Consider the following 20,867-nt stretch of genomic DNA (forward strand, 5'->3'; position numbering starts at 1 on the left):
TTGCGTGGCCGCCGCTGATGCCGAACCGGCCGATCAACGTTCTCTATATCGACGACGACGCGACGCTGGGGCGGCTCGTGCAGCGCATGCTCGCGCGCCACAACTATGTCGTCGAGCATGTTGAGACTGCCGAGGCAGGTCTCTCGCGCGCAGAAGCCGGCGGGATCGATGTCATCATCCTCGACCACGATCTCGGCACGGCTTCCGGCCTCGATGTCCTCGCAGCGCTTTCCACCGACGCCGCTTCTCCGGCGATCATCTACGTTACGGCATCGTCGGAGTTGTCGATCGCGGTGACCGCGCTCAAGGCCGGCGCCATGGACTATGTCGTCAAGACGGTCGGCGATGATTTCGAGGTGCTGCTGCGGGCAGCGCTGGAACATGCCGTCGTCAAGACGCGCCTGACTCGCGCCCGCGAACAGGCGGAGCAGGAAGTCCGGGCGGCGCGCGACCGGGCGGTGACGCTGCTGGCCGAGGTCAATCACCGCGTTGCCAACAGCCTGTCATTGGTCGGCTCGCTCGTGCGGATGCAGGCCAACTCGGTCGAGGACCTCGGCGCGAAGGCAGCGCTCGCCGAGACGCAGGCCCGGATCACTGCGATCGGCAACCTCCATCGCAGCCTCTACACCTCCGACGATGTCCGCTCCGTCGATCTCGCCGGCTATCTCCGCTCCCTGCTGGAGGAATTCGCGCAGTCGCTGGCAGGCTCGGGCCAGATGCCGACGATCCGCTTCGAGGCGGAACCCGTGCTGGCGAAAACCGACAAGGCGATCTCGATCGGGCTGATCGCGACCGAGCTGGTCACCAACGCACTGAAATACGCGTATCCGAGCGGCAACGGCGAGGTTCGGGTGAGCCTCTCCGGCGACGGCGACAAGGTCACGCTCACGGTCGTCGACGACGGCGTGGGCTGGAGCGGTACGGGTCCGATCAGGGGAACCGGTCTCGGCAGCAAGATCGTCCGCGCGATGGCCAAGAGCCTCGCCACCGAGCTGCGCTACGAGGATACCGGCGGCCGTGGCACCCGTGCCGTCATGGACCTCTCGCTGGCCGAGCTGGCGCCTCCGCATTCCGACACGGCCTGAGCCGCGCCGAACGCCCGCAAGCTAGACGCCTCCCGAAAGCTTGCGGAGCGCGGCCTCGAGCGAGGCGACATTGTACGGCTTGCGCAGCGTCGCCGCTTCGGCGACCCCGAGGATCGCGAGATCGTCATAGCCTGTCGCGAAGAGGAAGCGCACGCCGAGCTCGCGCAGGCGATTGCCGATCGGCTCCGAGGTTTCGGAACCGAGATTGACGTCGAGGATCGCCAGATCCGGCACCGTCCGGCTCAGGAACGACAAGGCCTCGGAGACGTTCGCACAGACCTCGACCTGCCTGGCGCCCAGCCTCGCCAGCATGTCCTCGCAATCCATCGCGATGATGAACTGGTCCTCGACCAGCAGCACGCATTTGCCTTCGAGCGGCCGGCCGGGCTTGCCGCGGACAGGCGCAGGAGCATCGACCGGTACGGTCGTGTCCTCGGTCCAGCGGACGAATTTGGCGGGAATGCAGAACTTGGCCGTGATGCCCTCGGGCTCGAAGGTCAAATCGCTGCGACCGCCGAGGTCGAACGGAATGCTGCGATCGATCAGGATGCTGCCGAAGCCCTGACGCGACGGCGGCTTGACCGGCGGCCCACCGCGCTCCTTCCAGACGATCTCGCAATCGCCTCCGGCGCTGGCCGACCAATCGACGGTGAGCTCGCCGGTCTTGACGGAAAGAGCGCCATACTTCGCGGCGTTGGTGATCAATTCATGGATCACGAGAGCGACGACCGAGAAGGCGCGAGCGTCCAGGGAGGCGGCCGGACCGCGAACCGCGATCGTGCCGCCGCTTGTCCGGTAGGGCGAGGCTTCCGCATTGACGAGATCGAGCAGCACCCCTCCCCCGCTCGCTCTCATCGCCTGGTCATGGGCGATGGCGAGCGCTTCAATGCGCCCCTTCAGCGAGGTCACATAGGCTTCGATCGTCGCCCCCTCAGCGAGCGGATGGGCGACGATCGACCTGATCAGGGCGAGGATATTCTTGACCCGGTGGTTGAGCTCCTGATTGAGCATCTTCTGGCGGATCTCGGCCTTGTTCCGCTCGTCGGCGAGAAGCTCGCTCTGTCGCAATACGACTTCGATCAGGGTCCGGCGCGCCGATTCGGCCAGCTCGCGCTCGACCGGCGTCCAGACCTTGGAATGGCCGGCCACCGTCTCCTTCCAGACCGCGAAGCTCTGCCGCGGCGTCAGGCGGTCGCCATGGGGGCCGGTCGTGTAGGTCTTGTTGGGGTCGCCGCCCCATTCGATCGTATGGACCAGCTCCCGGCGAAAAAAGAAGAGATAGTCGCGCGGTATCTGGGAGAGCGGAATGGCGAGAATGCCGGCAAAACGATCGGCATGGGCGCGCGCGGCGGGCAGCGCCTCGGCCAGCGCCGTCGTTGCCCAGATGCGCCCTTCGCAGACCTCGCCGGCGAAGGCTGCGAGTTCGTCCGCGAATTCGGCCGGTGGCGCGCTCCCTTCGGCACGCCACTCGCCCTGCACCCAGACACCGACGCCGTCGCTTTCCACCAGATTGCGGAATTCGGCGAGATGCTGGCCGAGGAAGCCCGAGGCGTCGGTCACATGCGCGGCGGACGAGAGCAGGCCATTGAGAAAATCCCGCGCCCGTTCAGCTGCGAGCAGCATCTGCTTCTGTGTGAGCGCACCGAGCTGGAGCGCGAAGAACTCGCCGAAGATCTCCGCCGCTATCCGGCGGTTCATCGAGAGCGAGCGCGGGCGATAATGGTGACAGGCGATCAGTCCCCAGAGCGCGCCGTCGACGATGATCGACACCGACATCGAGGCCGAGACGCCCATGTTCCGCAGGTACTCGCAATGGATCGGCGAGACGCTGCGCAGATGGGCATAGGAGAGGTCGAGCGGTTCCCCGGCCGCATCGAGCACCGGAGTGATCGGGAAGCGTTCGCCGCTCGAATCCGAAACGACGCGGATGGGATTGAGGATATAGAGCTGCCGGGCCTGCTGCGGGATGTCGCTCGCTGGGAAATGCTGGCCGAGGAAGCTCTCCAGGTCCGGTCGCTTCGCCTCGCTGACGACCTTGCCGGAACCATCGTGCGCGAACTGATAGATCATCACCCGGTCGTACTGGAGCACGGCCCTGAGCAGACGCGCCGCATTCTTGATGAGCTGGGCCGGGTTCGTGACATCGGAGAGCCGCCCGACCAATGTCCGCGCGAATTCGAGCGGCGAGCTCGGCCCGGCCGGGACGCTCGCCTCGAACTCGATGATGGCGTTGCCTTTGAAGGAATGGATCGAGATGTCCAGTTCGCGATCCAGCGCGGCCAGGCGATAGCGCGGCATCAGCCCAGCCCGCGACGGCACCCCGGAGCGGGCGAGCGCATTGCGCATCTCGTGCACGACCGGCCCACCGAGGATTTCTTCGAGCTTGCGCCCGACGAGCTCGAACTCCTTGAGGCCGAGGAAGGCGCTCGCATTGGTCGAATGGCGCCTGATCGTCACCACCTCGGCATCGCAAACGATCATGCAGCCATGAGGCTGCACGCTACCGGGAATATGGATCGGCTCGCGATCGCAGTTCGTCAGGTCAACGGTCGTCATGCGGGAGAGAGTACTTCCGATCTGAAGGCCTGGATGGCGTGCAGGAAGACGGCTCTCGCCGATTGCGCTGCAGCACCCCATCCCTGCCGGTCGAGCCCCTCGAGCGCCGCCAAAAGTTCGCGCCAGCTATCGAGCGAGGCGGCCTGGGCCGAGAGATAGCGTGCGCCAAATTCAGGTCCGAACCCGAGGCCCTCCACTCCCTTCACGAGCACGCGAGCCCCCAGAGCCGAGCCTTCGAGAACATAGGCGGCCCCCAGGAACGCAGCCATGTCATTTGACAGATGGAAAGGTTCGGTCGTCGGCAAGGGGATGGACAGGCCGGCGAGGTCCGCCTTCAGCTCGGGCAGGAGCGTGCGGGGCCACCGGGAGGAAGGCTGCGCGGTGCAGCCTAGCAATGCGGCCTCGACCGGCGCGCGATGGCAAAACGTGCCTTGCAGGAAGCGGGCGTATTCGGCGCGGTTCGAGAATCCTCCGACGATGGCGTCGAGTTCACGATGAAGCTCGTTGGTCTCGTCGCGTAGGAAACGTCTGATCTCAATCATTCCGCGAGCATCCAGAATCGTACCGTATCGATACCGCCATAATGCAAAATCCGCGGATGCGGCGCTGCCTTCAATGCTGATTTGTTTGGCTGCCCCGATCCAGCGATACGATCATCCGCCAGGTTGGCTTGAATCCAGATTCGGGGCACGCTAAGAACATATAGGGAACGAAAGGAAAGACGATGGCGCAGCTTTCGGTTCTGGAGAAGCTCGAAATCCTCAGCGACGCCGCGAAATATGACGCTTCCTGCGCATCGAGCAGCACCACCAAACGGGATTCGCGTGACGGGAAGGGCCTGGGCTCGACCACGGGTTCCGGCATCTGCCACTCCTACGCGCCCGACGGCCGCTGCATCTCGCTGCTCAAGATCCTGCTGACGAATTTCTGCAGCTTCGACTGCGTCTTCTGCATCAACCGTTCGTCGAGCAATGTCCGCCGCGCCCGCTTTTCGGTCGAGGAAGTCGTCGCGCTGACCCTGAATTTCTACCGCCGCAATTATATCGAAGGTCTCTTTCTGTCCTCGGGCATCATCCGCTCGGCCGATTACACGATGGCGGAACTGATCCGCGTTGCCGAAACACTGCGCCGGCGCCATGCGTTCCGCGGCTATATCCATCTCAAGCTGATCCCCGGCGCGAGCCGCGATCTGATCGAGCGCGCCGGGCTTTTCGCCGACCGGGTGTCGATCAATGTCGAATTGCCGAGCGAGGCGGCTTTGACGCGCTTCGCCCCCGAAAAGCGCGCGGCCGAGATCAAGAGCGCGATGGGCGGCCTCAAGCTGAAGATCGACGAAGCCCGCGAGCAGCGCGACAAGGGTACGAAGGCCCCGGCCTTCTCGCCTGCCGGGCAAAGCACGCAGATGATCGTCGGCGCCGACGGCGCGAGCGACGCCGCCATCCTGAAGCGCAGCGCCTGGCTTTATGGCAGCTTCGGCCTGAAGCGCGTCTATTATTCGGCCTTCAGCCCGATCCCGGACGCCTCGCGCCAATTGCCGCTCCAGCCGCCGCCCCTGATGCGCGAGCATCGGCTCTATCAGGCCGATTGGCTGACGCGCTTCTATGGCTTCGAGACCGAAGAAATCCTCGGGCGCAGCGAGATGCTTGATCTCGATATCGACCCGAAGCTTGCCTGGGCGCTGCGCGAACGCGGCCGCTTCCCCGTCGATGTGAACCGGGCCGGCCGCGAAACCTTGCTGCGCGTGCCGGGGCTCGGCGCGCGCAGTGTCGATCGCATACTGGCCTCGCGCCGTTTCCGCCGGCTGCGGCTGGAGGATGTCGCGCGGCTGACGCGTTCGCTCGCGACGGTCCGGTATTTCATCCTGGCGGAGGGCTGGCAACCGAGCAGCGCGCTCGAAGACCCCAATCTGCGCGCCCGGTTGATGCCGCCGCCGCGGCAGCTGACGCTGTTCCCGTGATCGCGGCCCGGCTGAACGGGCCTGCCGACTTTGCGGGATGGCGCCGCGAGGCGCGCCGGCTGGCGCTTGCTGGCATCCGGCCGGAGGCCGTCGCTTGGCTGACGGGTGAAGACGGTGCCGACTTGTTCGCGACGGAGCGCATCCCGCCGGCCGATGCCGAATCTGCCGCGCTTACCGTACCCCGCCGCTTCATTGAGCTTGCCGAGAGTGTCATCTGCCATCGGGATGCCGGGCGTTTCGCCCTGCTTCACCGCCTGCTGTTACGCCTGCAGCGAGAGCCGCGGCTGCTGGAAGACAGTGTCGATCCCGATGTCGCGCGCGCCGACGCGATGGCCCGTTCGGTTCGTCGTGACCTGCACAAGATGACGGCCTTCGTGCGCTTCCGCGCCGTATCGGGTGCGGGCGAGAACGGACCCTTCATCGCCTGGTTCGAGCCGGAGCACTTCATCCTCGAACGGGCGGCGGCATTCTTCACGGCGCGCTTCGGCACGATGATCTGGTCGATCATGACGCCGCAGGGATCGCTGCATTGGGATGGCACGGTCCTGCAACTCGGCGCAGCCGCCTGCAAAGCCGACGCTCCGGACGGCGATGCCATGGAGACCTACTGGCTCACCTACTACGCCAATATCTTCAACCCGGCCCGCCTCAAGCCGCAAGCGATGAAAAGCGAGATGCCGGCAAAATACTGGCGGAACCTACCCGAGGCCGAACTGATTGTGCCTCTGATCGCAAGCGCAACCCGGCTAGCAGAGGATATGGTCATGCGCGCCCCGACGCAGCCACCCGAACGACATGTCAGGCAGCTTCGGCGCCGGCCCGAGCTCTCCCCCGACGAGACGGCCATCACGTCCTGGCAAGAAGCAGCCATGGCGGCGCAACGATGCAGGCGCTGCGATCTTCATTGCAACGCCACGCAAACGGTTTTCGGCGAAGGCCCGCTGGACGCGCCCGTCCTCTTCGTCGGAGAGCAGCCGGGTGACCAGGAGGACCTTGCGGGTCGTCCGTTCGTCGGGCCAGCGGGGCAGTTGTTCGATCGGGCGATGCGCGAGGCGGGCCTTGATCGGAGCCGCGCCTACGTCACCAATGCGGTGAAGCACTTCAAATTCCAGCTGCGCGGCAAGCGCCGCATTCACGAGAAGCCCAATGTCGCGGAGATCAGCGCTTGCCGCTTCTGGCTCGATCTCGAATTGCAGTTCGTGAAGCCCCCGCTCGTCGTGGCGCTGGGCGCTACGGCTCTGCGATCGCTAACGGGGCATGCCGGCTCGCTGGCGAGCGCCCGGGATCGCGAGATCGCGCTTCAAGACGGCACGCCGCTGCTGGCGACCGTTCATCCGTCCTTTCTTCTCCGCCTGCCGGATGAGGAAGCCCGATCTCGTGAGTATGCGCGCTTCGTTGCCGATCTGGAGCGTGTCGGGCAACGGATACTCCGGCACTAGACTATCTCGATCGGGCTGAGGCGCTTTGCCGGGGCTCGCAGATACCGTACGACCGATCAACCACTCTGCTTTCAGGAAAACGGCCTTGCCCGCCAGCGACGTCAATATCGCCTCGCTCCTCTCCGAGATGTTCGATCAGGCGCCGACCTTCATGGCGCTGCTGCAGGGGCCGGACCATCGCTTTCAGCTGGCGAATCCGAGCTATCTGGAATTGGCGGGTGGTCGCGATCTTATCGGCAAGACCGTCGCCGAAGCGCTTCCCGAAGCGGACGCGCAAGGCTTCGTCCGGATCCTCGACGCGGTTTATCGATCGGGCAAGGCGTATACGGCGTCTGGCGCAAGATTCGTGATTCAGGCTCGGCCTGGCGGCCCGATTTCGGAGCGTTTTCTCGATTTCGTCTATCAGCCGCTCGTCGGTCCGCAGGGCAATGTGACCGGCATTTTCGTGCAGGGAAGCGACACGACGGAGCGAAGCCTGGCCGAGCGCCTTCTGTCCGAGAGCACTGCCCTCTACAAGGGCCTTTTCGACGCGATCGACGAAGGCTTCTGCATCATCGAGTTCTTCGATGGACCGCACGGGCCCGACAGCGACTACATTCATATCGAGGCTAATGCCGCCTATGCCCGGCATGCCGGGATTCCAAATGTCGTCGGTCAGAAGCTGCGCGAGATGGTCGGAGCTGAAGCCGATGCATGGGTGGAGCGCTATGGCGCCGTCCTCCGAACGGGCACGCCCATTCGCTTTCAGCAGGAGCTCGTCGCCACCGGACGCTTCCTGGAGCTGGCAGCGATCCGGATCGAGCCGGCTAGCAAACGACAGGTCGCGGTTCTCTTTCAGGATATTACGGCGCGTCGCCAGGCCGAGCTGGCTTTGGCCAAGCTGAACGAGACGCTCGAACAGATTGTTGCGGAACGCACGCAGAAGCTGATCGCTGCGGAAGAGGCCTTGCGCCACAGCCAGAAAATGGAGGCGATCGGCCAGCTGACCGGCGGGGTGGCGCATGACTTCAACAATCTGCTGCAGGTGATTTCGGGCAACTTGCAGCTCCTGGCCAAGGATGTCGCCGGGGACGAAAAGGCCGAGCGCCGCATCGCCAATGCCATGACGGGCGTTGCCCGCGGTTCGAAGCTCGCTTCGCAATTGCTCGCTTTCGGCCGGCGGCAGCCGCTCGAACCCAAGGTGGTCAATCTCGGGCGTCTCGTTCGCGGCATGGACGACATGCTCAGCCGCACCCTCGGCGAGGGCATCGAGGTGGAGACGGTCGTGGGCGGAGGGCTGTGGAATTCCCTGATCGACCCGACGCAGGTCGAGAACGCGCTGCTCAACCTGGCGATCAACGCCCGCGATGCCATGAACGGTTCGGGGAAGCTGACGATCGACCTCGCCAATGCGCATCTCGATGACAGCTACGCCGCCAGGCACCGCGACGTGGCGGCAGGTCAGTATGTCATGCTCGCCGTGAGCGACACCGGCTCCGGGATGTCTCCCGAGGTGTTGGCGAAAGCCTTCGACCCGTTTTTCTCGACGAAGCCGGAGGGAAAAGGCACCGGGCTCGGCCTCTCGATGGTCTATGGCTTCGTCAAGCAGTCTGGCGGCCACGTCAAAATCTATTCGGAACTCGATCACGGAACCACGGTCAGGCTCTACCTGCCCCGATCGTTCCAGAAGGAGGCCGTCGAAACGGCCGTCGACAACAGCCCGATTGCCGGGGGCACCGAGACGGTTCTGGTGGTCGAGGATGACGAGCAGGTTCGCGGCACGGTGATCGAGCTGCTGACCGATCTCGGCTATCGCGTTTTGCGGGCCAGCGACGCGACAAGCGCGCTTCACGTCATCGAAAGCGGCGTCCCCATCGATCTGCTGTTCACCGATGTGGTGATGCCCGGACAATTGAAGAGCCCCGAGCTCGCCAGGCTCGCGCGCGAACGCCTTCCGCATCTCGCCGTGCTGTTCACGTCGGGCTACACGGAGAACTCCATCGTTCATGGTGGCCGTCTGGATGCGGGCGTGGAGCTCCTGTCCAAGCCGTATACGCGGGAAGCATTGGCGCGAAAGATCCGCCTGGTGCTGTCGAGCCAGAAGGCACGTACTCCCCAAAAGACGGATCAGGCGCCACGTGAGGGCGGCGGAGCAGAACCTGCCGCACCGAAACCTGCGAGCGTCCTGATCGTCGAGGACGACGCGCTGATCCGCATGAACACCTCCGACATCCTCGAGGATGCTGGCTTCTCGATTCTGGAGGCGAGCAGTGCCGAAGAGGCCCTGTCCATTCTGCAGGATCGTCCGGTCGATGTGCTCGTAACCGATGTGAAGCTGCCCGGCGCGTCGGGCGTCGAACTCGCTCGAGAGGCGAGAGAGCAGATCAGCTCGCTCTGCGTGGTGTTTGCGACAGGCGACATCTCGGAGGTGGGCGCCAATGGCGAAGTGGTCGTGTCCAAGCCCTACAGTCCATCAGCAATCATCAATGCGATCGCACGGGCGCGGGGCACATAGATCTGCGCCGTGATCGGCGCAGCGATCAAATCTAATATGCAAATTCTTGGGCCTGAACGTCGAGAGATGGCGGGTCTCGGGCAAGGGCCCTGGCGTCGATGGCGATACAGCGCGATGCGCCACGGCTCGTCGACCACCCGACAATCCTTCCAAAGCGCGTTCTTCCGGAACCTATCCGCAGCGCCAACCGTTTCGCCCTCACTTTCGCTCGCCAGCAGGAGGGGTTCATGGATGGCATCATTTATCTCGTCGGTCTTGTGGTGGTCATCATGGCCATCCTGTCGTTCCTCGGTCTTCGATAGGAATTCGCCATGTCCATGTCTGGAACGGACGTCGTCGTTGCCCCCGTGACCGTCAACAAGGAGAACCGCTCCTATGTGCAGTGGGGGCCGATCATCGGCGGCGCGGTGATCGCAACTGCCATCTCGACCATCATGACGGTCTTCGGCTCGGCGATCGGCCTCTCGATGGTCTCCGCCGATTTCGAGAAGAGCTCCAGTGCCACCGCTCTGGCGGTCGCAGCAGCGCTCTGGGCACTTTGGGTCATGGCTTCGGCGACGATGGCCGGCGGCTATCTCGCCGGCCGCATGCGCCAGCCGAGCTTCGACGCCAACGGCGACGAGCGCAAGGTGCGCGACGCCACCCATGGCCTGCTCGTCTGGGCGACGGGCGCGCTCCTGATCACCTTCGTCGCGACCTCCTCGCTGTTCGGAGCCGCCAAGACGGCCGCCAGTGGCATCGCCAGCGCAAGCTCGGGCGTGGGATCGCTGGTGTCCCAGAATGTCGATCCGCTCGCGATGGCGCTCGACAACGTCATGCGCGCCAACAGTCAGCAGCAGCCGACGGCCCAGGAGCGCGACGAAGCCTCCCGGATATTCGTCAACGCGCTCAAGAACGGCAAGATCGAGCCGAGCGACCGGGACTATCTGGCATCGCGGCTGGCCGCGCGGTCGGGCATCAGCGAGCAGGATGCGCAAAAGCGCATCGACGATGCCTATACCCGGCTCTCGCAGGCCAAGGAAACGGCCAAGCAGGTGGCGGAGCACGCGCGAAAGATCGCGGTTCTGACCGCGTTCCTGACCGCGGCTGCCTTGTTGGTGGGAGCGGCGGCCGCGGCCTGGGCGGCGACGCTCGGCGGCGAACACCGGGACCAGAACCTGCGTGTCGAACCGACGCCCTGATTAATCGCAGCACGGCCCGGCTCCACTTCGGTGGGCCGGGCACTTTTTCGTGTCACCGAGACGATCGGATCGCGGCGGCGCTGGTCCAGCGGCACCCCGGCAAGGGTATGCGACGATCGAGCCTCCAACCAGCTTGACCCAAATCGCACCTCACGTCAGTTGAGTACAGACCCTGGCGTCAGCCTGTCCCGCTCACCACCTGCACGCGCCCTCCGAACCCCCGAGCGAAACAGGGCCTCGTGCGCGTCCCCATCAGGATCGTAGCAGCAATCCTGGACCAGGCGCACATCGTAGTCGGCATCGCATCTGACCGCGATCTCACCGACTGCAGCGAAAACGCTCTTGCAGTCGAGCACCGGACCCGTTAAACGTTTTACTGTAAAACGTTTAACGGGGCGCGGATGCAAGGTGGGCGCGTAACGATCCGGGAGGTGGCAGCTCGCGCTGGCGTGTCCATCGCGACCGTCTCGAACGTCTTCAGCGGCAACAAGCCGGTGAATGCCGATCTGCGCGAGCGCGTGCTGAAGGCCGCGGAAGAACTCGCCTATCAGGTCGACCGGGCAGCATCGCAATTGCGCTCGGGCCAGGCCCGCGTGGTCGGCGTGCTCGTGCCCGATCTCGACGACGTCTTCTTCACTTCGCTGGTCTCGCAGCTTGAAGTTCTCGCGCAGAAAGACGGCTACGACATTCTTGTCGCGAGCTCCCGCGACGATCTCGGGCTGGAGCAGTCGCGCCTGCGCACCCTGTTGGCCTGGCGCCCGTCAGGGCTGATCGCAGTCCCCTGCTCCGATGCGGTTCCGGAAGTGCTGCGCAATGAGGTCGGCCGGCTGCCGATCGTCTTCGCCGACCGCGTACAGCCAGAGGGATCGGTCGTCGATACCGTGGCGATCGACAACCGCGAGGCGGGCGAGATCGCGGCGCGGCATCTCCTCGCAAAGGGACATCGCGATATTCTCGTCGCCGCCTCCAGCCTCGGCATTTCGCCGATCCGCGAGCGTGTCCGCGGCGCCTGCGACCTGATCGGGAGCGCGCTTGGCCGAGAGCCGACGGTCGTCGAACTCGGCTCGAACGCCGACCGCGGCGCCACGGCTTTCCTCCACTGGCTCGAACGGCATGCGCAACCGAGCGCCGTCATCGCACTCACCAACGTCACCACGTTGAGCACGCTTTCGGCGCTGGCGCGGCTGCGGGTCGATATCCCCGACCCCGTCTCGGTCGTCGGCTTCGACGACTATCCCTGGATGAGCGCCCGCAAGACCGGCCTCACCGCGATCCGCCAGCCGATTGACGAGATCGCCGCAGTCGCCTGGCGGCGCCTGCGTGCACGCATGTCCGGAGACCAGGCGCCCCCCGGGCATTCGGTGCTGCAAGCCAGCCTCCAGCTCCGCGGCTCCGTGCGCGATCTCACCACCATCGCGGCGGCTGGCGGCCACGCCGGCGCTCCCGATCCACTTCCGGACACGGAGGGACCGACCGCCTCGCCCAAGCCGGTGCACTGACCGACATCCACTGCGGACGCCCCCGTCCGAGCCACCGGGCCGACAGAGCCCGGAGCGAAAGAAGTTCTGGAGGAAACGCGTGCAACTACAGAGAACGGCACGGATATTGCCGCTGCTTGCGCCGGTGCATCTGCTCGTCCTGAGCGTGATCGTGCTGCCGTCGCTCTATGTCGTCTGGTTGAGCCTGAACACCTCGAGCTTCGGCCAGGCGCCGAGCTTCGTCGGCCTGCAGAACTACTGGCGTGTCCTCACCGATCCCGCCTTCCACAGCGCATTGTTCAATACGGTCGTCCTCGTCGTCGTGGCCGTACACCTGGAACTCGCTGTCGGCCTCGGCATGGCCCTGCTCTTCGCCAGCGGCCTGCCCTTTCGGCGCTTCCTGCTTGTCGCCGTGCTCGCGCCCTATGCCGTCAGCGAGGTCACCGCGGTGGTGATGTGGCGCTTCCTGTTCGATCCCGATGCCGGGCCGGTCACGCTCGCTCTCCGGGCACTTAGCCTGCCGACGCTCGATTGGTCCTTCGAGCCGTCGCACGCGATGATCCTGATCGGCCTGCTGACGATCTGGCTGCACCTGCCCTTCACCTTCGTCATCGTCTATGCGGCCCGCCTCGCCATCCCCGCCGAGCTCTACGAAGCCGCCAGGATCGACGGCGCGACCCGTTGGCAAGCCTTTCGCCGCGTGACGCTGCCGCTGCTCGGCCCTGCCATGCTGATCGCCCTGCTTTTCCGCTACATCTTCGCCTTCCGCCTGTTCTCGGAGGCCTGGCTGCTGACCAAGGGCGGCCCGGCGCGCTCGACCGAGGTGGTCGCGATCTACCTTTATCAGGAGGCCTTCAGCTTCAACGCCTTCGGCTCGGCCGCGGCGACCGCCTGGATCATGGTCGTGATCTCGCTCCTGCTCGCCGGCGCCTACGTCTTCATGCTCAAGCGCGGAGGCGTGGCTCATGCGCACTGAGCGTCTCCTCATCGGTGGCGGCAAGGCGCTCGCCGTCGCCGCGATCCTGTTCTGGTCGCTGTTCCCGATCCTGTTCATCGCCCTGTCGTCGCTGAAGCCGGGGCAGGACATCTTCGCCGTGCCGCCGAAATGGCTGTTCACGCCGACCTTCAAGCACTACGTCGAGCTCTGGCGTTCGTGGGGCGTGTTCTTCGAGGGGCTGCTCAACAGCCTGCTGATCACGGTCGGCGCGACGCTGCTCGCCATCGTCGCCAGCGCCTGCGCCGGCTATTTTTATTCGCGGAATTCCGGCCGCTGGCTCAACGCCAGCATGGGCGGCCTGATCATCGTCAGACTGATCCCGCCGATCGTAGTGACGCTGCCGCTCTTCCCGATCGTGAACTGGCTCGGGCTCAGCGACACTCATCTCGTGTTGATCCTGCTCTACGCGACCTTCTTCGTCTCGCTGGGCACGGTGCTGATGCGCACATTCATGGACCAGATCCCGCGCGAGTTGGACGAAGCGGCTTCCATCGACGGCGCCAGCCGCATGACCATCCTGCGCCAGGTCATCATGCCGCTGGCGATGCCGGGCGTGCTCGCGGTCGCGGTCTTCGTCATCGTGTTCTCGTGGAACGAATTCCTCTTCGCCTTCATCTTCACGGCGACGAAGGCCAAGACCGCCCCGCTCGTGATCTCAGAGATGATCGGCTCCATCGATGGGGTCGACTGGGGGATCCTCTTCGCGGCCGCGACGGTGCAGCTCGTGCCCGTCCTCATCTTCGTCGTCTTCATGAACCGCTACCTCGTGGCCGGACTCACAGCCGGTTCGACGAAGGGATAGCCAACCAAAAAGAGGGAGGAAAAAATGTCGAACAAGCCTGAAACCAAGCTCACCCGCCGTGCCTTCGTCGCCAGCACAGCAAGTGCTGCCGCTGCGCTCGCAATCGCCCCGGCACTCGCTGCCGGCAAGACGCTGAACGTGCTCAGCCACAAGGTCCACCAGACCGTGCTCGGCAGCGGCGACGGTGACCTGATGGCCGGCTGGCGCAAGGCCAACGAGGCCGAGACCGCCTTCACGACCTTCGACTCCAATCCTTTGCAGGACCGGCTCTTCCGCGAGGCCAGCCTGAAGGAGACCGAGTACGGTGTCGGCTATCTCATCGACAACCGACCGACCTCGCAGATCGCCGCGCTGTTCGAGCCACTCGACGCCTATCAGAAGCAGGACGCCATCGAGGATTTCGGCGACATCGCGCCCGGCCTCGTGCAAGGTATGACGGTCGACGGCAAGCTGATCGGCATCCCCGTCCGCCATGCGACGCAAGGCCTGTTCTACAACGAGGCGCTGCTGGAGGAGGCCGGCATCTCCGCCCCGCCAACGACTTTGGAAGAGCTGATCGAGCAGGGGAAGAAGACGAGTTTCACCTCCAAGGCCGGCACGCCTGTCACCGGCATGGTGCTGGCGAGCGACCTCGCCGTCTTCCCGGTGATGTTCGCCCGCGCCTATGGAGGCGACTTCATCAGCCCCGACCTCAAGCTGGTGCCGAACCGCGAGGCGCTGGAGCAGGGATTGGCGGCACTGCGTGGCATGTTCGAGGCCGGCAGCCTGCCGCGCAGCTATGCCACGACCAAGAACGACGATCAGGTCACATGGCTCCAGCAGGGCCGCGCCGCCTTCACCGTGCTGCCCTTCGCCCGTGGCGCGCAGCTCAACAATGCCGAGCAAAGCAAATTCCCCGGCAAGATCAAGGCCGTCCCCTTCCCCGGCTCTGCCGCGATCCAGGGCAAGATGCCGATGGCCTCGGTCGTCGAGGCCTGGGCGATGTCGATCCCGAAGAACGCCAAGGACAAGGCGCTGGCCTGGAGCTTCATCAGGGAAGTCTCGAGCAAGCGCGTGACGCTCGGCATGGCCATGAACGGCAACGGCCCGGTGCGGGTCTCGACCTATGCCGACGAGAAGCTGAAGGCCGGCAACGCGCTCGCGGCAATCGAGGCGAAGGTGCTGGCGACGGCGCGCGGCGCCTTCCCACCCTTCCCCGAAGCTGCCCGCGCGCAGGCGACCTTCCTCGAGGAGGTCCAGCTCGCCGTGCTCGGCCGCAAGCCGGTCAAGGATGCGGTCTCCGCCATCATCGAGCGCGTCAAGCCGATGATGCCGGCCTGATCGATCTTCCGACCTGCGGGGCAAGGCGCCCCGCAGGCGCATCGCACATCGTCGAACTCTGAAGGACATATCGTCATGTCGACCGCATCGCCCCGCTTCATCGAGGAGCCGGCCCGCTCCATCCCCGTCTCGGCCGAGTACGACGTGCTCGTCGTCGGCGGCGGCCCATCTGGAATCACCGCTGCACTGGCGGCGGCCGAGGACGGCCTGCGCGTCGGGCTGATCGAAAGCCGCAGCTTCGTCGGCGGCAACATGACGATCGGCCTGCCGGTGCTCGGTTTCCTCGGCCAGAAGGGCAACCAGATCATCGATGGGCTGCCGCAGAAATTCATCGAGCGCCTGCGCCGGGAGCGCCAGGGCGCCAGCGAGCACCGGCCCTGCCCGCTCCACATGGGCATCACGCTGGTCGAGCCCGAGGCGGTGAAGACCGTCGCGCTGGAAATGCTGACCGAGGCCGGCGTGGACGTGCTGTTCTACACCTTCTTTGCCGGCGCACTGGTCGAGAACGACACGATCCGCGGCGTCATCACCGAGTGCAAGAGCGGCCGCACCGCGATCCTCGCCAAGGTCGTGATCGACTGCAGCGGCGACGCCGACGTTGCCTACAGCGCCGGTGTTCCCACTGAGAAGGGCAATGCCGATGGCGGCATGCAGCCGCCGACGCTGATGTTCTGCCTGGCGGGCGTCGATACCGATGCGCTCAGGCTCTCGATCGCCAATGCCCCGCCGGCGGCGCGGACCTATCTCACCGATTTCATCCCGGCGGAATATTTCGGCCAGAACCACCAGTTCATCGTCGTCGGCATGCGCGAGCTGATGGCCAAGGCCAAGGCTGAGCGCGGCCTGAAGATCCCGAACGAGCGCACGATCATCATCACCGGCCTGAAGAAGGGCGAGGTCTGGATCAACATGACCCGCGTCAAGGGCACTGATGGCACCGACGCCCGCAGCCTGACCAAGGGCGAGATCGAGGGCCGCGCCCAGATCGACGACATCGTCACCTATCTCGTGAACTACGTGCCGGGCTTCGAGAAGGCCTATTTCACCAAGACGGCGCCCTTCCTCGGCATTCGCGAAACGCGCCGCATCCTCGGCCAATACGTGATGACGCAGGAGGATGTGCTCGCCTGCACGCATTTCGACGACGCCATTGCGGTCGCCAGCTACCCGATCGACATCCACCGCCCATCCGATGACGGCTGCACGCTGATCTGGTGCGGCGACTGCTACGACATTCCCTATCGCTCGCTGGTGCCGCAGAAGATCGGCAATCTGCTGGTGGCGGGGCGCAGCATCTCGGCGACGCATGAGGCGATGGGCGCGATCCGCGTCATGGCGACCTGCATGGCGATGGGCGAGGCCGCCGGCCGCGCCGCCAAGATTTCGGTGCGCGGCAACCGGCCGCCGGCCGATATCGATGTCGGGGAACTGCGCCGCCAGCAGCTCGAGCGCGGGGTCTATCTGCGCAATCCCGACGGCACCCGCGCCGGGCCCCCGAACCGTGCCGCGGCCTGACATGACCGGGCATTTCATCGGCATCGATGTTGGCACCGGCAGCGCCCGAGCCGGCATCTTCGACCGGGACGGGCGAATGGTCGCGACGGCCAAGCGCGACATTGCGCTCTACCGGGACGGGCCTGATATCGCCGAGCAGTCGAGCGCGGATATCTGGCAGGCCGTCTGCGCCAGTGTGCGCGAGGCTATGGGGCAAACCGGGCTTAGTCCCAACGCGATCGCCGGCATCGGCTTCGATGCGACCTGCTCGCTGGTCGTGCTGGGGCCGGGCGGCAAGCCCCTCCCCGTCGGGCCGCATGGCGATGGCCGCCGTGACATCATCGTCTGGATGGATCACCGCGCCATCGACCAGACCGAGCGCATCAACGCCACGCGCCACCCCGTTCTCGCCTATGTCGGCGGCACGATCTCGCCCGAGATGGAAACGCCGAAGCTGCTCTGGCTCAAGGAGAAGCTGCCCGCGACCTATGATGCGGCCTGGCAGTTCTTCGACCTGCCGGATTTCTTGACCTGGCGCGCAACCGGCTCGCTCGCGCGCTCGACCTGTACCGTGACCTGCAAATGGACCTATCTCGCCCATGAGGAGCGATGGGATGCCGGCTATTTCCGCCAGATCGGCCTCGGTGACCTCCCGGATGATGAATTCAAGCGGATCTGCACCGAGATCGTTCCGGGCGGCACGGCACTCGGCAACGGGCTCACCGAACATGCCGCCGCCGAACTCGGCCTGAACGCCGGCACTGCCGTTGCGGCCGGGTTGATCGACGCCCATGCCGGTGGTGTCGGTTCGGTCGGTGTGCGCTCGCCGCATGGTACGGCGCTGACGCGCATGGCCTATGTCTTCGGCACTTCTGCCTGCACCATGGCCAGCAGCCGCGAGCCGATCTTCATCCCCGGCATCTGGGGGCCGTATTTCTCGGCGATGGCGCCGGGCCTTTGGCTGAGCGAGGGTGGCCAATCCGGCGCAGGCGCCGCCATCGAGCAGCTCATCGACTTCCATCCCGTGACGCCCGAGGCACGGCACTGGGCCGAGATGCAGGGCGTCTCGCTCCCCGATTGGCTCGCCGCCCGTGTCGCGCAGCATGTCGCCAGCCCCTCGGACGCGGTGCATCTCGCCGAGGGGCTCGTCGTCGTGCCGGATTTCCTCGGCAACCGCTCGCCCCATGCCGATCCGCATGCGCGCGCGCTGATCGCCGGGCTCGGCATGGAGCACGACCTCGATCATCTCGCCGCCCTCTATATCGCCGGGCTCACCGGCATCGGCTACGGCCTGCGCCAGATCGTCGAGGCCAGCCGGGCGAAGGGCGCCGTCGTCGAGGCCATCGTGCTCAGCGGCGGCGCCGGCCGCCAACCCCTGATCCGGCAGCTCCTGGCTGATTGCGCCGGGCTGCCGGTGCTGGTGCCTGATGATGTCGACCCCGTCCTGCTCGGCTCGGCCATGCTTGCCGCAACCGCTGCCGGGGCGTTCCCCGACCTCGCGCAAGCCGTGACCGACATGGCGCCGGGTGCAGCCGTCTTCACCCCCGCCGGCGCTGAGATCGCACGGATTCACGATCGACGCTTCACTGCATTCGAAGCGCTGCAAGGGGCCGCGCGCCAGGCTCGCGAGCTCATCTCGCCCGCCCGCACTCGAGCCTTATCGGAGACCCCGTCGTGACCCTGGAACTGACCGGACAAGTCGCCGCAATCACCGGCGCAGCCTCGGGAATCGGCCTTGCCTGCGCGAAACGGCTGCTCGCCGCCGGTGCCCGCGTCGTCCTCGTCGATCGCGACAGCAAGGCTCTCGCGCAGGTTTGCGAGCCCCTCGGCTCGGCGGCGATCCCGCTGGTCGTCGACCTCAGCGATCCCACCTCGGTCGCCGGCATGCTGCCTGGTATCCTCGACAAGGCCGGCCCGCTCGACATCTTCCATGCCAATGCCGGCGCCTATGTCGGCGGCCCTGTCAGCGAGGGCGACCCCGATGCCTGGGACCGCATGCTGAACCTCAACGTCAACGCGGTCTTCCGCAGTATCCATGCCGTGCTGCCGCACATGATCGCGCGCAAGACCGGCGACATCCTCGTCACCAGCTCGGTGGCAGGGGTCGTTCCGGTGGTGTGGGAGCCCGTCTATACGGCCTCGAAGCACGCTGTGCAGGCCTTCGTCCATACCCTGCGCCGCCAGGTCATCCCGCACGGCCTGCGCGTCGGCGCGGTCCTGCCTGGCCCGGTGGTGACGGCGCTGATCGCTGACTGGCCACAGGAAAAGCTCGATGCCGAGCGCGCTCGCGGCGGGTTGATCGAAGCCGAGGAGGTGGCGGAAGCCGTGCATTTCATGCTGACGCGGCCGCGCAACGTCACGATCCGCGACCTCGTCATTCTTCCCCAGAGCACTGATCTCTAAGGGAACGCCAAGATCTGCGCGCTCCACCGCCTCGGGGCCGCGCAGCGCAGGGCGCTTCGAACAGGCGCCCCACCGGCCAGCAACTCGTCAGCATCAGGCTGACTGATACTGGACGACTTCGCACGCAGCAGGCCGGACCGCGTCCAAAGTCCGCTCAACGATCTCGTCGTCGTGCTCCGACGACACGAACCAGGCGCCGCGCTCCAGCACGCGGACGCCGCGCTTGAGCAGCGCATGAGCGAAGCGGCCATAGGCCGCCTTGTCGGAGCGTGCGATGTCCCGGTAGTTCCGCGCCGGGGCATCCAGCCCGAAAGCGACGTGGAACATCAGTGGGAGGCCAGCGACCTGCGTCTTGATGCCCTCTTCCGCCAGGATCGTGCGGATGCCGTCCTGCAGGCGCTGGCCATGGGCGGAGCTGCGCTCGTAGTGCTCGGGCGTCAGCGCCTTCTGTGTCGCGACCAGTGCCGCCATGGCGATCGGCTGTGCGTTGAAGGTGCCACCGTGGAGCACGCCATCGGCGAAGAGGTCGAGCAGGTCGGCACGGCCCGCTACGGCTGCGACCGGGAAGCCGTTGGCGATCGCCTTCGCCATGATGGTCAGATCCGGCGTCACGCCGAAACGCTCCTGCGCCCCGCCCCGGCTGAGCCGGAACCCGGTGATCACCTCGTCGAAGATCAGGATGGCGCCATGCTTGCGGCAGGCTGAAAGCGCGCCCTCCAGATAGCCCGGCGCTGGAGCGATGGCGCCCTGATTGCACATCGCCGGCTCCATCAGCACCGCCGCGACATCGCCCTTGGCGAGCCGCTTTTCCAGCGCGGCGAGGTCGTTCCAGCCCAGGATCGAGAGCCCCTCGCCCGCTTCCGGGTCCTGCCCCCTGCTGCCGATCACCGGCGTCGGCGCCTCTTCCGGCCCGGCTGCATTCAGCCCCGGCGCGGTCGACCACAGGATGTTGTCGAACCAGCCGTGATAATGCCCCTCGAACTTCACGATGATGCGCTTGCCCGTGGCAGCGCGCGCCAGCCGGATCGCTGCCTGCGCCACTTCCGAGCCTGACGAGCCGAAGCGCAGCCGCTCGGCCGAGGGAATGCGTTCGCAGATCAGCTTCGCGGCCTCGTATTCGATCGGCGCCTGCCCTGCGAACAGGATGCCCTTCTCCGGCTGCCGCTGCGCGGCCTCGATCACCGGCTTCGGCGAGTGGCCGAGCACGGTCGCGCCCATGCCGCAGTAGTAGTCGATGATCCGGTTGCCGTCGGCGTCGATGAGATAGGCGCCCTCGCCGCGCTCGAAAACGAGCGGCCCGGGCGCCATCCCCAAGCGGAAATTACTGTTCACACCGCCCGCGATGAAACGCGCATTCTCGGCGATCTGCCGGGCCGATTCCTCGAAGTGCAGCGTTCCCACCCGCCGGGTGCCATCGTCTGCCAAGTGCGTCGCCTCCGCTGCCGCCCGCGCAGATCTTCGGCGCTCCGAAGAGCACCCGGCTGGCGGCGTTTCTGCGCAATACCCGGAGCTAGCGGTCGGCGGCGCGCATAGCACGCGACGCGCTGCGATCAATCTCGGCCAGCAGTGGCATAGCAGCCGGATTCAGCTGTCGATAGACAAGCCGGGACCAGGTCTTGCTGCGCCAGTTTGAGCGCCTGTTTCGCCAGCATCTGGGCCGA

The 20,867-nt window shown here is 65.8% G+C and carries 16 protein-coding genes; 13 read left to right on the forward strand and 3 right to left on the reverse strand.

Features of this window, described 5'->3' with window-relative positions; all coding sequences use genetic code 11:
- Positions 1-17 precede the first annotated feature (17 nt).
- Positions 18-1,085: a histidine kinase dimerization/phosphoacceptor domain -containing protein gene (locus tag AC1DEZ_RS02590; RefSeq protein WP_476778513.1), complete on the forward strand. Its 1,068-nt coding sequence runs from the start codon at positions 18-20 to the stop codon at positions 1,083-1,085.
- Between the two features lie 21 nt (positions 1,086-1,106).
- On the opposite strand, the gene AC1DEZ_RS02595 is transcribed toward AC1DEZ_RS02590, so the two are convergent.
- Together AC1DEZ_RS02595 and AC1DEZ_RS02600 are read right to left on the reverse strand one after the other, a co-directional pair.
- The gene (locus AC1DEZ_RS02595; RefSeq protein WP_476778514.1) at positions 1,107-3,641 is read right to left on the reverse strand and encodes an HWE histidine kinase domain-containing protein; all 2,535 of its coding nucleotides are present in this window, start codon (positions 3,639-3,641) and stop codon (positions 1,107-1,109) included.
- Complete coding sequence (locus AC1DEZ_RS02600) at positions 3,638-4,183, reverse strand: biliverdin-producing heme oxygenase (RefSeq protein WP_476778515.1); 546 nt, start codon at positions 4,181-4,183, stop codon at positions 3,638-3,640. Before AC1DEZ_RS02600 ends, AC1DEZ_RS02595 begins: the two co-directional genes overlap by 4 nt.
- Positions 4,184-4,365: 182 nt before the next feature.
- Here AC1DEZ_RS02600 and AC1DEZ_RS02605 point away from each other — a divergent pair, with 182 nt between their 5' ends.
- The 12 genes from AC1DEZ_RS02605 (at position 4,366) to AC1DEZ_RS02660 (ending at position 19,206) form a co-directional block, all read left to right on the forward strand.
- The gene (locus tag AC1DEZ_RS02605) at positions 4,366-5,598 is read left to right on the forward strand and encodes a putative DNA modification/repair radical SAM protein (RefSeq protein WP_476778516.1); all 1,233 of its coding nucleotides are present in this window, start codon (positions 4,366-4,368) and stop codon (positions 5,596-5,598) included.
- Positions 5,595-7,037, forward strand: coding sequence for a UdgX family uracil-DNA binding protein (locus tag AC1DEZ_RS02610; RefSeq protein WP_476778517.1), 1,443 nt, complete (start codon positions 5,595-5,597; stop codon positions 7,035-7,037). The genes AC1DEZ_RS02605 and AC1DEZ_RS02610 overlap by 4 nt, the downstream gene beginning before the upstream one ends.
- Positions 7,038-7,122: 85 nt before the next feature.
- A complete protein-coding gene (locus tag AC1DEZ_RS02615) occupies positions 7,123-9,531 on the forward strand; it encodes a response regulator (protein WP_476778518.1) in 2,409 nt (802 codons plus the stop codon).
- Between the two features lie 98 nt (positions 9,532-9,629).
- Positions 9,630-9,833, forward strand: a complete 204-nt coding sequence (locus AC1DEZ_RS02620; protein ID WP_476778519.1) for a hypothetical protein — start codon at positions 9,630-9,632, stop codon at positions 9,831-9,833.
- Positions 9,834-9,842: 9 nt separating this feature from the next.
- Positions 9,843-10,712 (forward strand): hypothetical protein, encoded by an 870-nt coding sequence (locus AC1DEZ_RS02625; RefSeq protein ID WP_476778520.1) that lies wholly within the window; start codon positions 9,843-9,845, stop codon positions 10,710-10,712.
- 401 nt (positions 10,713-11,113) lie between these two features.
- Positions 11,114-12,211: a LacI family DNA-binding transcriptional regulator gene (locus AC1DEZ_RS02630; RefSeq protein ID WP_476778521.1), complete on the forward strand. Its 1,098-nt coding sequence runs from the start codon at positions 11,114-11,116 to the stop codon at positions 12,209-12,211.
- A gap of 79 nt (positions 12,212-12,290) precedes the next feature.
- On the forward strand, positions 12,291-13,166 hold the full coding sequence (locus AC1DEZ_RS02635; RefSeq protein WP_476778522.1) for a carbohydrate ABC transporter permease: 876 nt from the start codon (positions 12,291-12,293) through the stop codon (positions 13,164-13,166).
- A complete protein-coding gene (locus tag AC1DEZ_RS02640) occupies positions 13,156-13,989 on the forward strand; it encodes a carbohydrate ABC transporter permease (RefSeq protein ID WP_476778523.1) in 834 nt (277 codons plus the stop codon). The genes AC1DEZ_RS02635 and AC1DEZ_RS02640 overlap by 11 nt, the downstream gene beginning before the upstream one ends.
- Positions 13,990-14,013: 24 nt before the next feature.
- On the forward strand, positions 14,014-15,309 hold the full coding sequence (locus tag AC1DEZ_RS02645; protein ID WP_476778524.1) for an ABC transporter substrate-binding protein: 1,296 nt from the start codon (positions 14,014-14,016) through the stop codon (positions 15,307-15,309).
- Between the two features lie 75 nt (positions 15,310-15,384).
- A complete protein-coding gene (locus AC1DEZ_RS02650; protein WP_476778525.1) occupies positions 15,385-16,824 on the forward strand; it encodes an FAD-dependent oxidoreductase in 1,440 nt (479 codons plus the stop codon).
- A gap of 1 nt (position 16,825) precedes the next feature.
- The gene (locus tag AC1DEZ_RS02655) at positions 16,826-18,481 is read left to right on the forward strand and encodes an FGGY-family carbohydrate kinase (RefSeq protein WP_476778526.1); all 1,656 of its coding nucleotides are present in this window, start codon (positions 16,826-16,828) and stop codon (positions 18,479-18,481) included.
- Positions 18,478-19,206 (forward strand): SDR family oxidoreductase, encoded by a 729-nt coding sequence (locus AC1DEZ_RS02660; protein WP_476778527.1) that lies wholly within the window; start codon positions 18,478-18,480, stop codon positions 19,204-19,206. Before AC1DEZ_RS02655 ends, AC1DEZ_RS02660 begins: the two co-directional genes overlap by 4 nt.
- Positions 19,207-19,299: 93 nt before the next feature.
- Here the strand turns inward: AC1DEZ_RS02660 and AC1DEZ_RS02665 are convergent, their stop codons facing one another.
- Positions 19,300-20,631 carry an aspartate aminotransferase family protein gene (locus AC1DEZ_RS02665; RefSeq protein WP_476778528.1) on the reverse strand — a complete coding sequence of 444 codons (1,332 nt, stop codon included), beginning with the start codon at positions 20,629-20,631 and terminating at the stop codon, positions 19,300-19,302.
- Positions 20,632-20,867: the final 236 nt, after the last annotated feature.

The sequence above is a fragment of the Allobosea sp. 10L422 genome, assembly GCF_056395345.1.

Bases quoted from the DNA above. Each gene is read 5' to 3' on its own strand.
- AC1DEZ_RS02590 (WP_476778513.1), top strand. From the start codon at position 18: ATGCCGAACCGGCCGATCAACGTTCTCTATATCGACGACGACGCGACG.
- AC1DEZ_RS02595 (WP_476778514.1), bottom strand. From the start codon at position 3,641: ATGACGACCGTTGACCTGACGAACTGCGATCGCGAGCCGATCCATATT.
- AC1DEZ_RS02600 (WP_476778515.1), bottom strand. From the start codon at position 4,183: ATGATTGAGATCAGACGTTTCCTACGCGACGAGACCAACGAGCTTCAT.
- AC1DEZ_RS02605 (WP_476778516.1), top strand. From the start codon at position 4,366: ATGGCGCAGCTTTCGGTTCTGGAGAAGCTCGAAATCCTCAGCGACGCC.
- AC1DEZ_RS02620 (WP_476778519.1), top strand. From the start codon at position 9,630: ATGGCGATACAGCGCGATGCGCCACGGCTCGTCGACCACCCGACAATC.
- AC1DEZ_RS02625 (WP_476778520.1), top strand. From the start codon at position 9,843: ATGTCCATGTCTGGAACGGACGTCGTCGTTGCCCCCGTGACCGTCAAC.
- AC1DEZ_RS02630 (WP_476778521.1), top strand. From the start codon at position 11,114: ATGCAAGGTGGGCGCGTAACGATCCGGGAGGTGGCAGCTCGCGCTGGC.
- AC1DEZ_RS02640 (WP_476778523.1), top strand. From the start codon at position 13,156: ATGCGCACTGAGCGTCTCCTCATCGGTGGCGGCAAGGCGCTCGCCGTC.
- AC1DEZ_RS02645 (WP_476778524.1), top strand. From the start codon at position 14,014: ATGTCGAACAAGCCTGAAACCAAGCTCACCCGCCGTGCCTTCGTCGCC.
- AC1DEZ_RS02650 (WP_476778525.1), top strand. From the start codon at position 15,385: ATGTCGACCGCATCGCCCCGCTTCATCGAGGAGCCGGCCCGCTCCATC.
- AC1DEZ_RS02655 (WP_476778526.1), top strand. From the start codon at position 16,826: ATGACCGGGCATTTCATCGGCATCGATGTTGGCACCGGCAGCGCCCGA.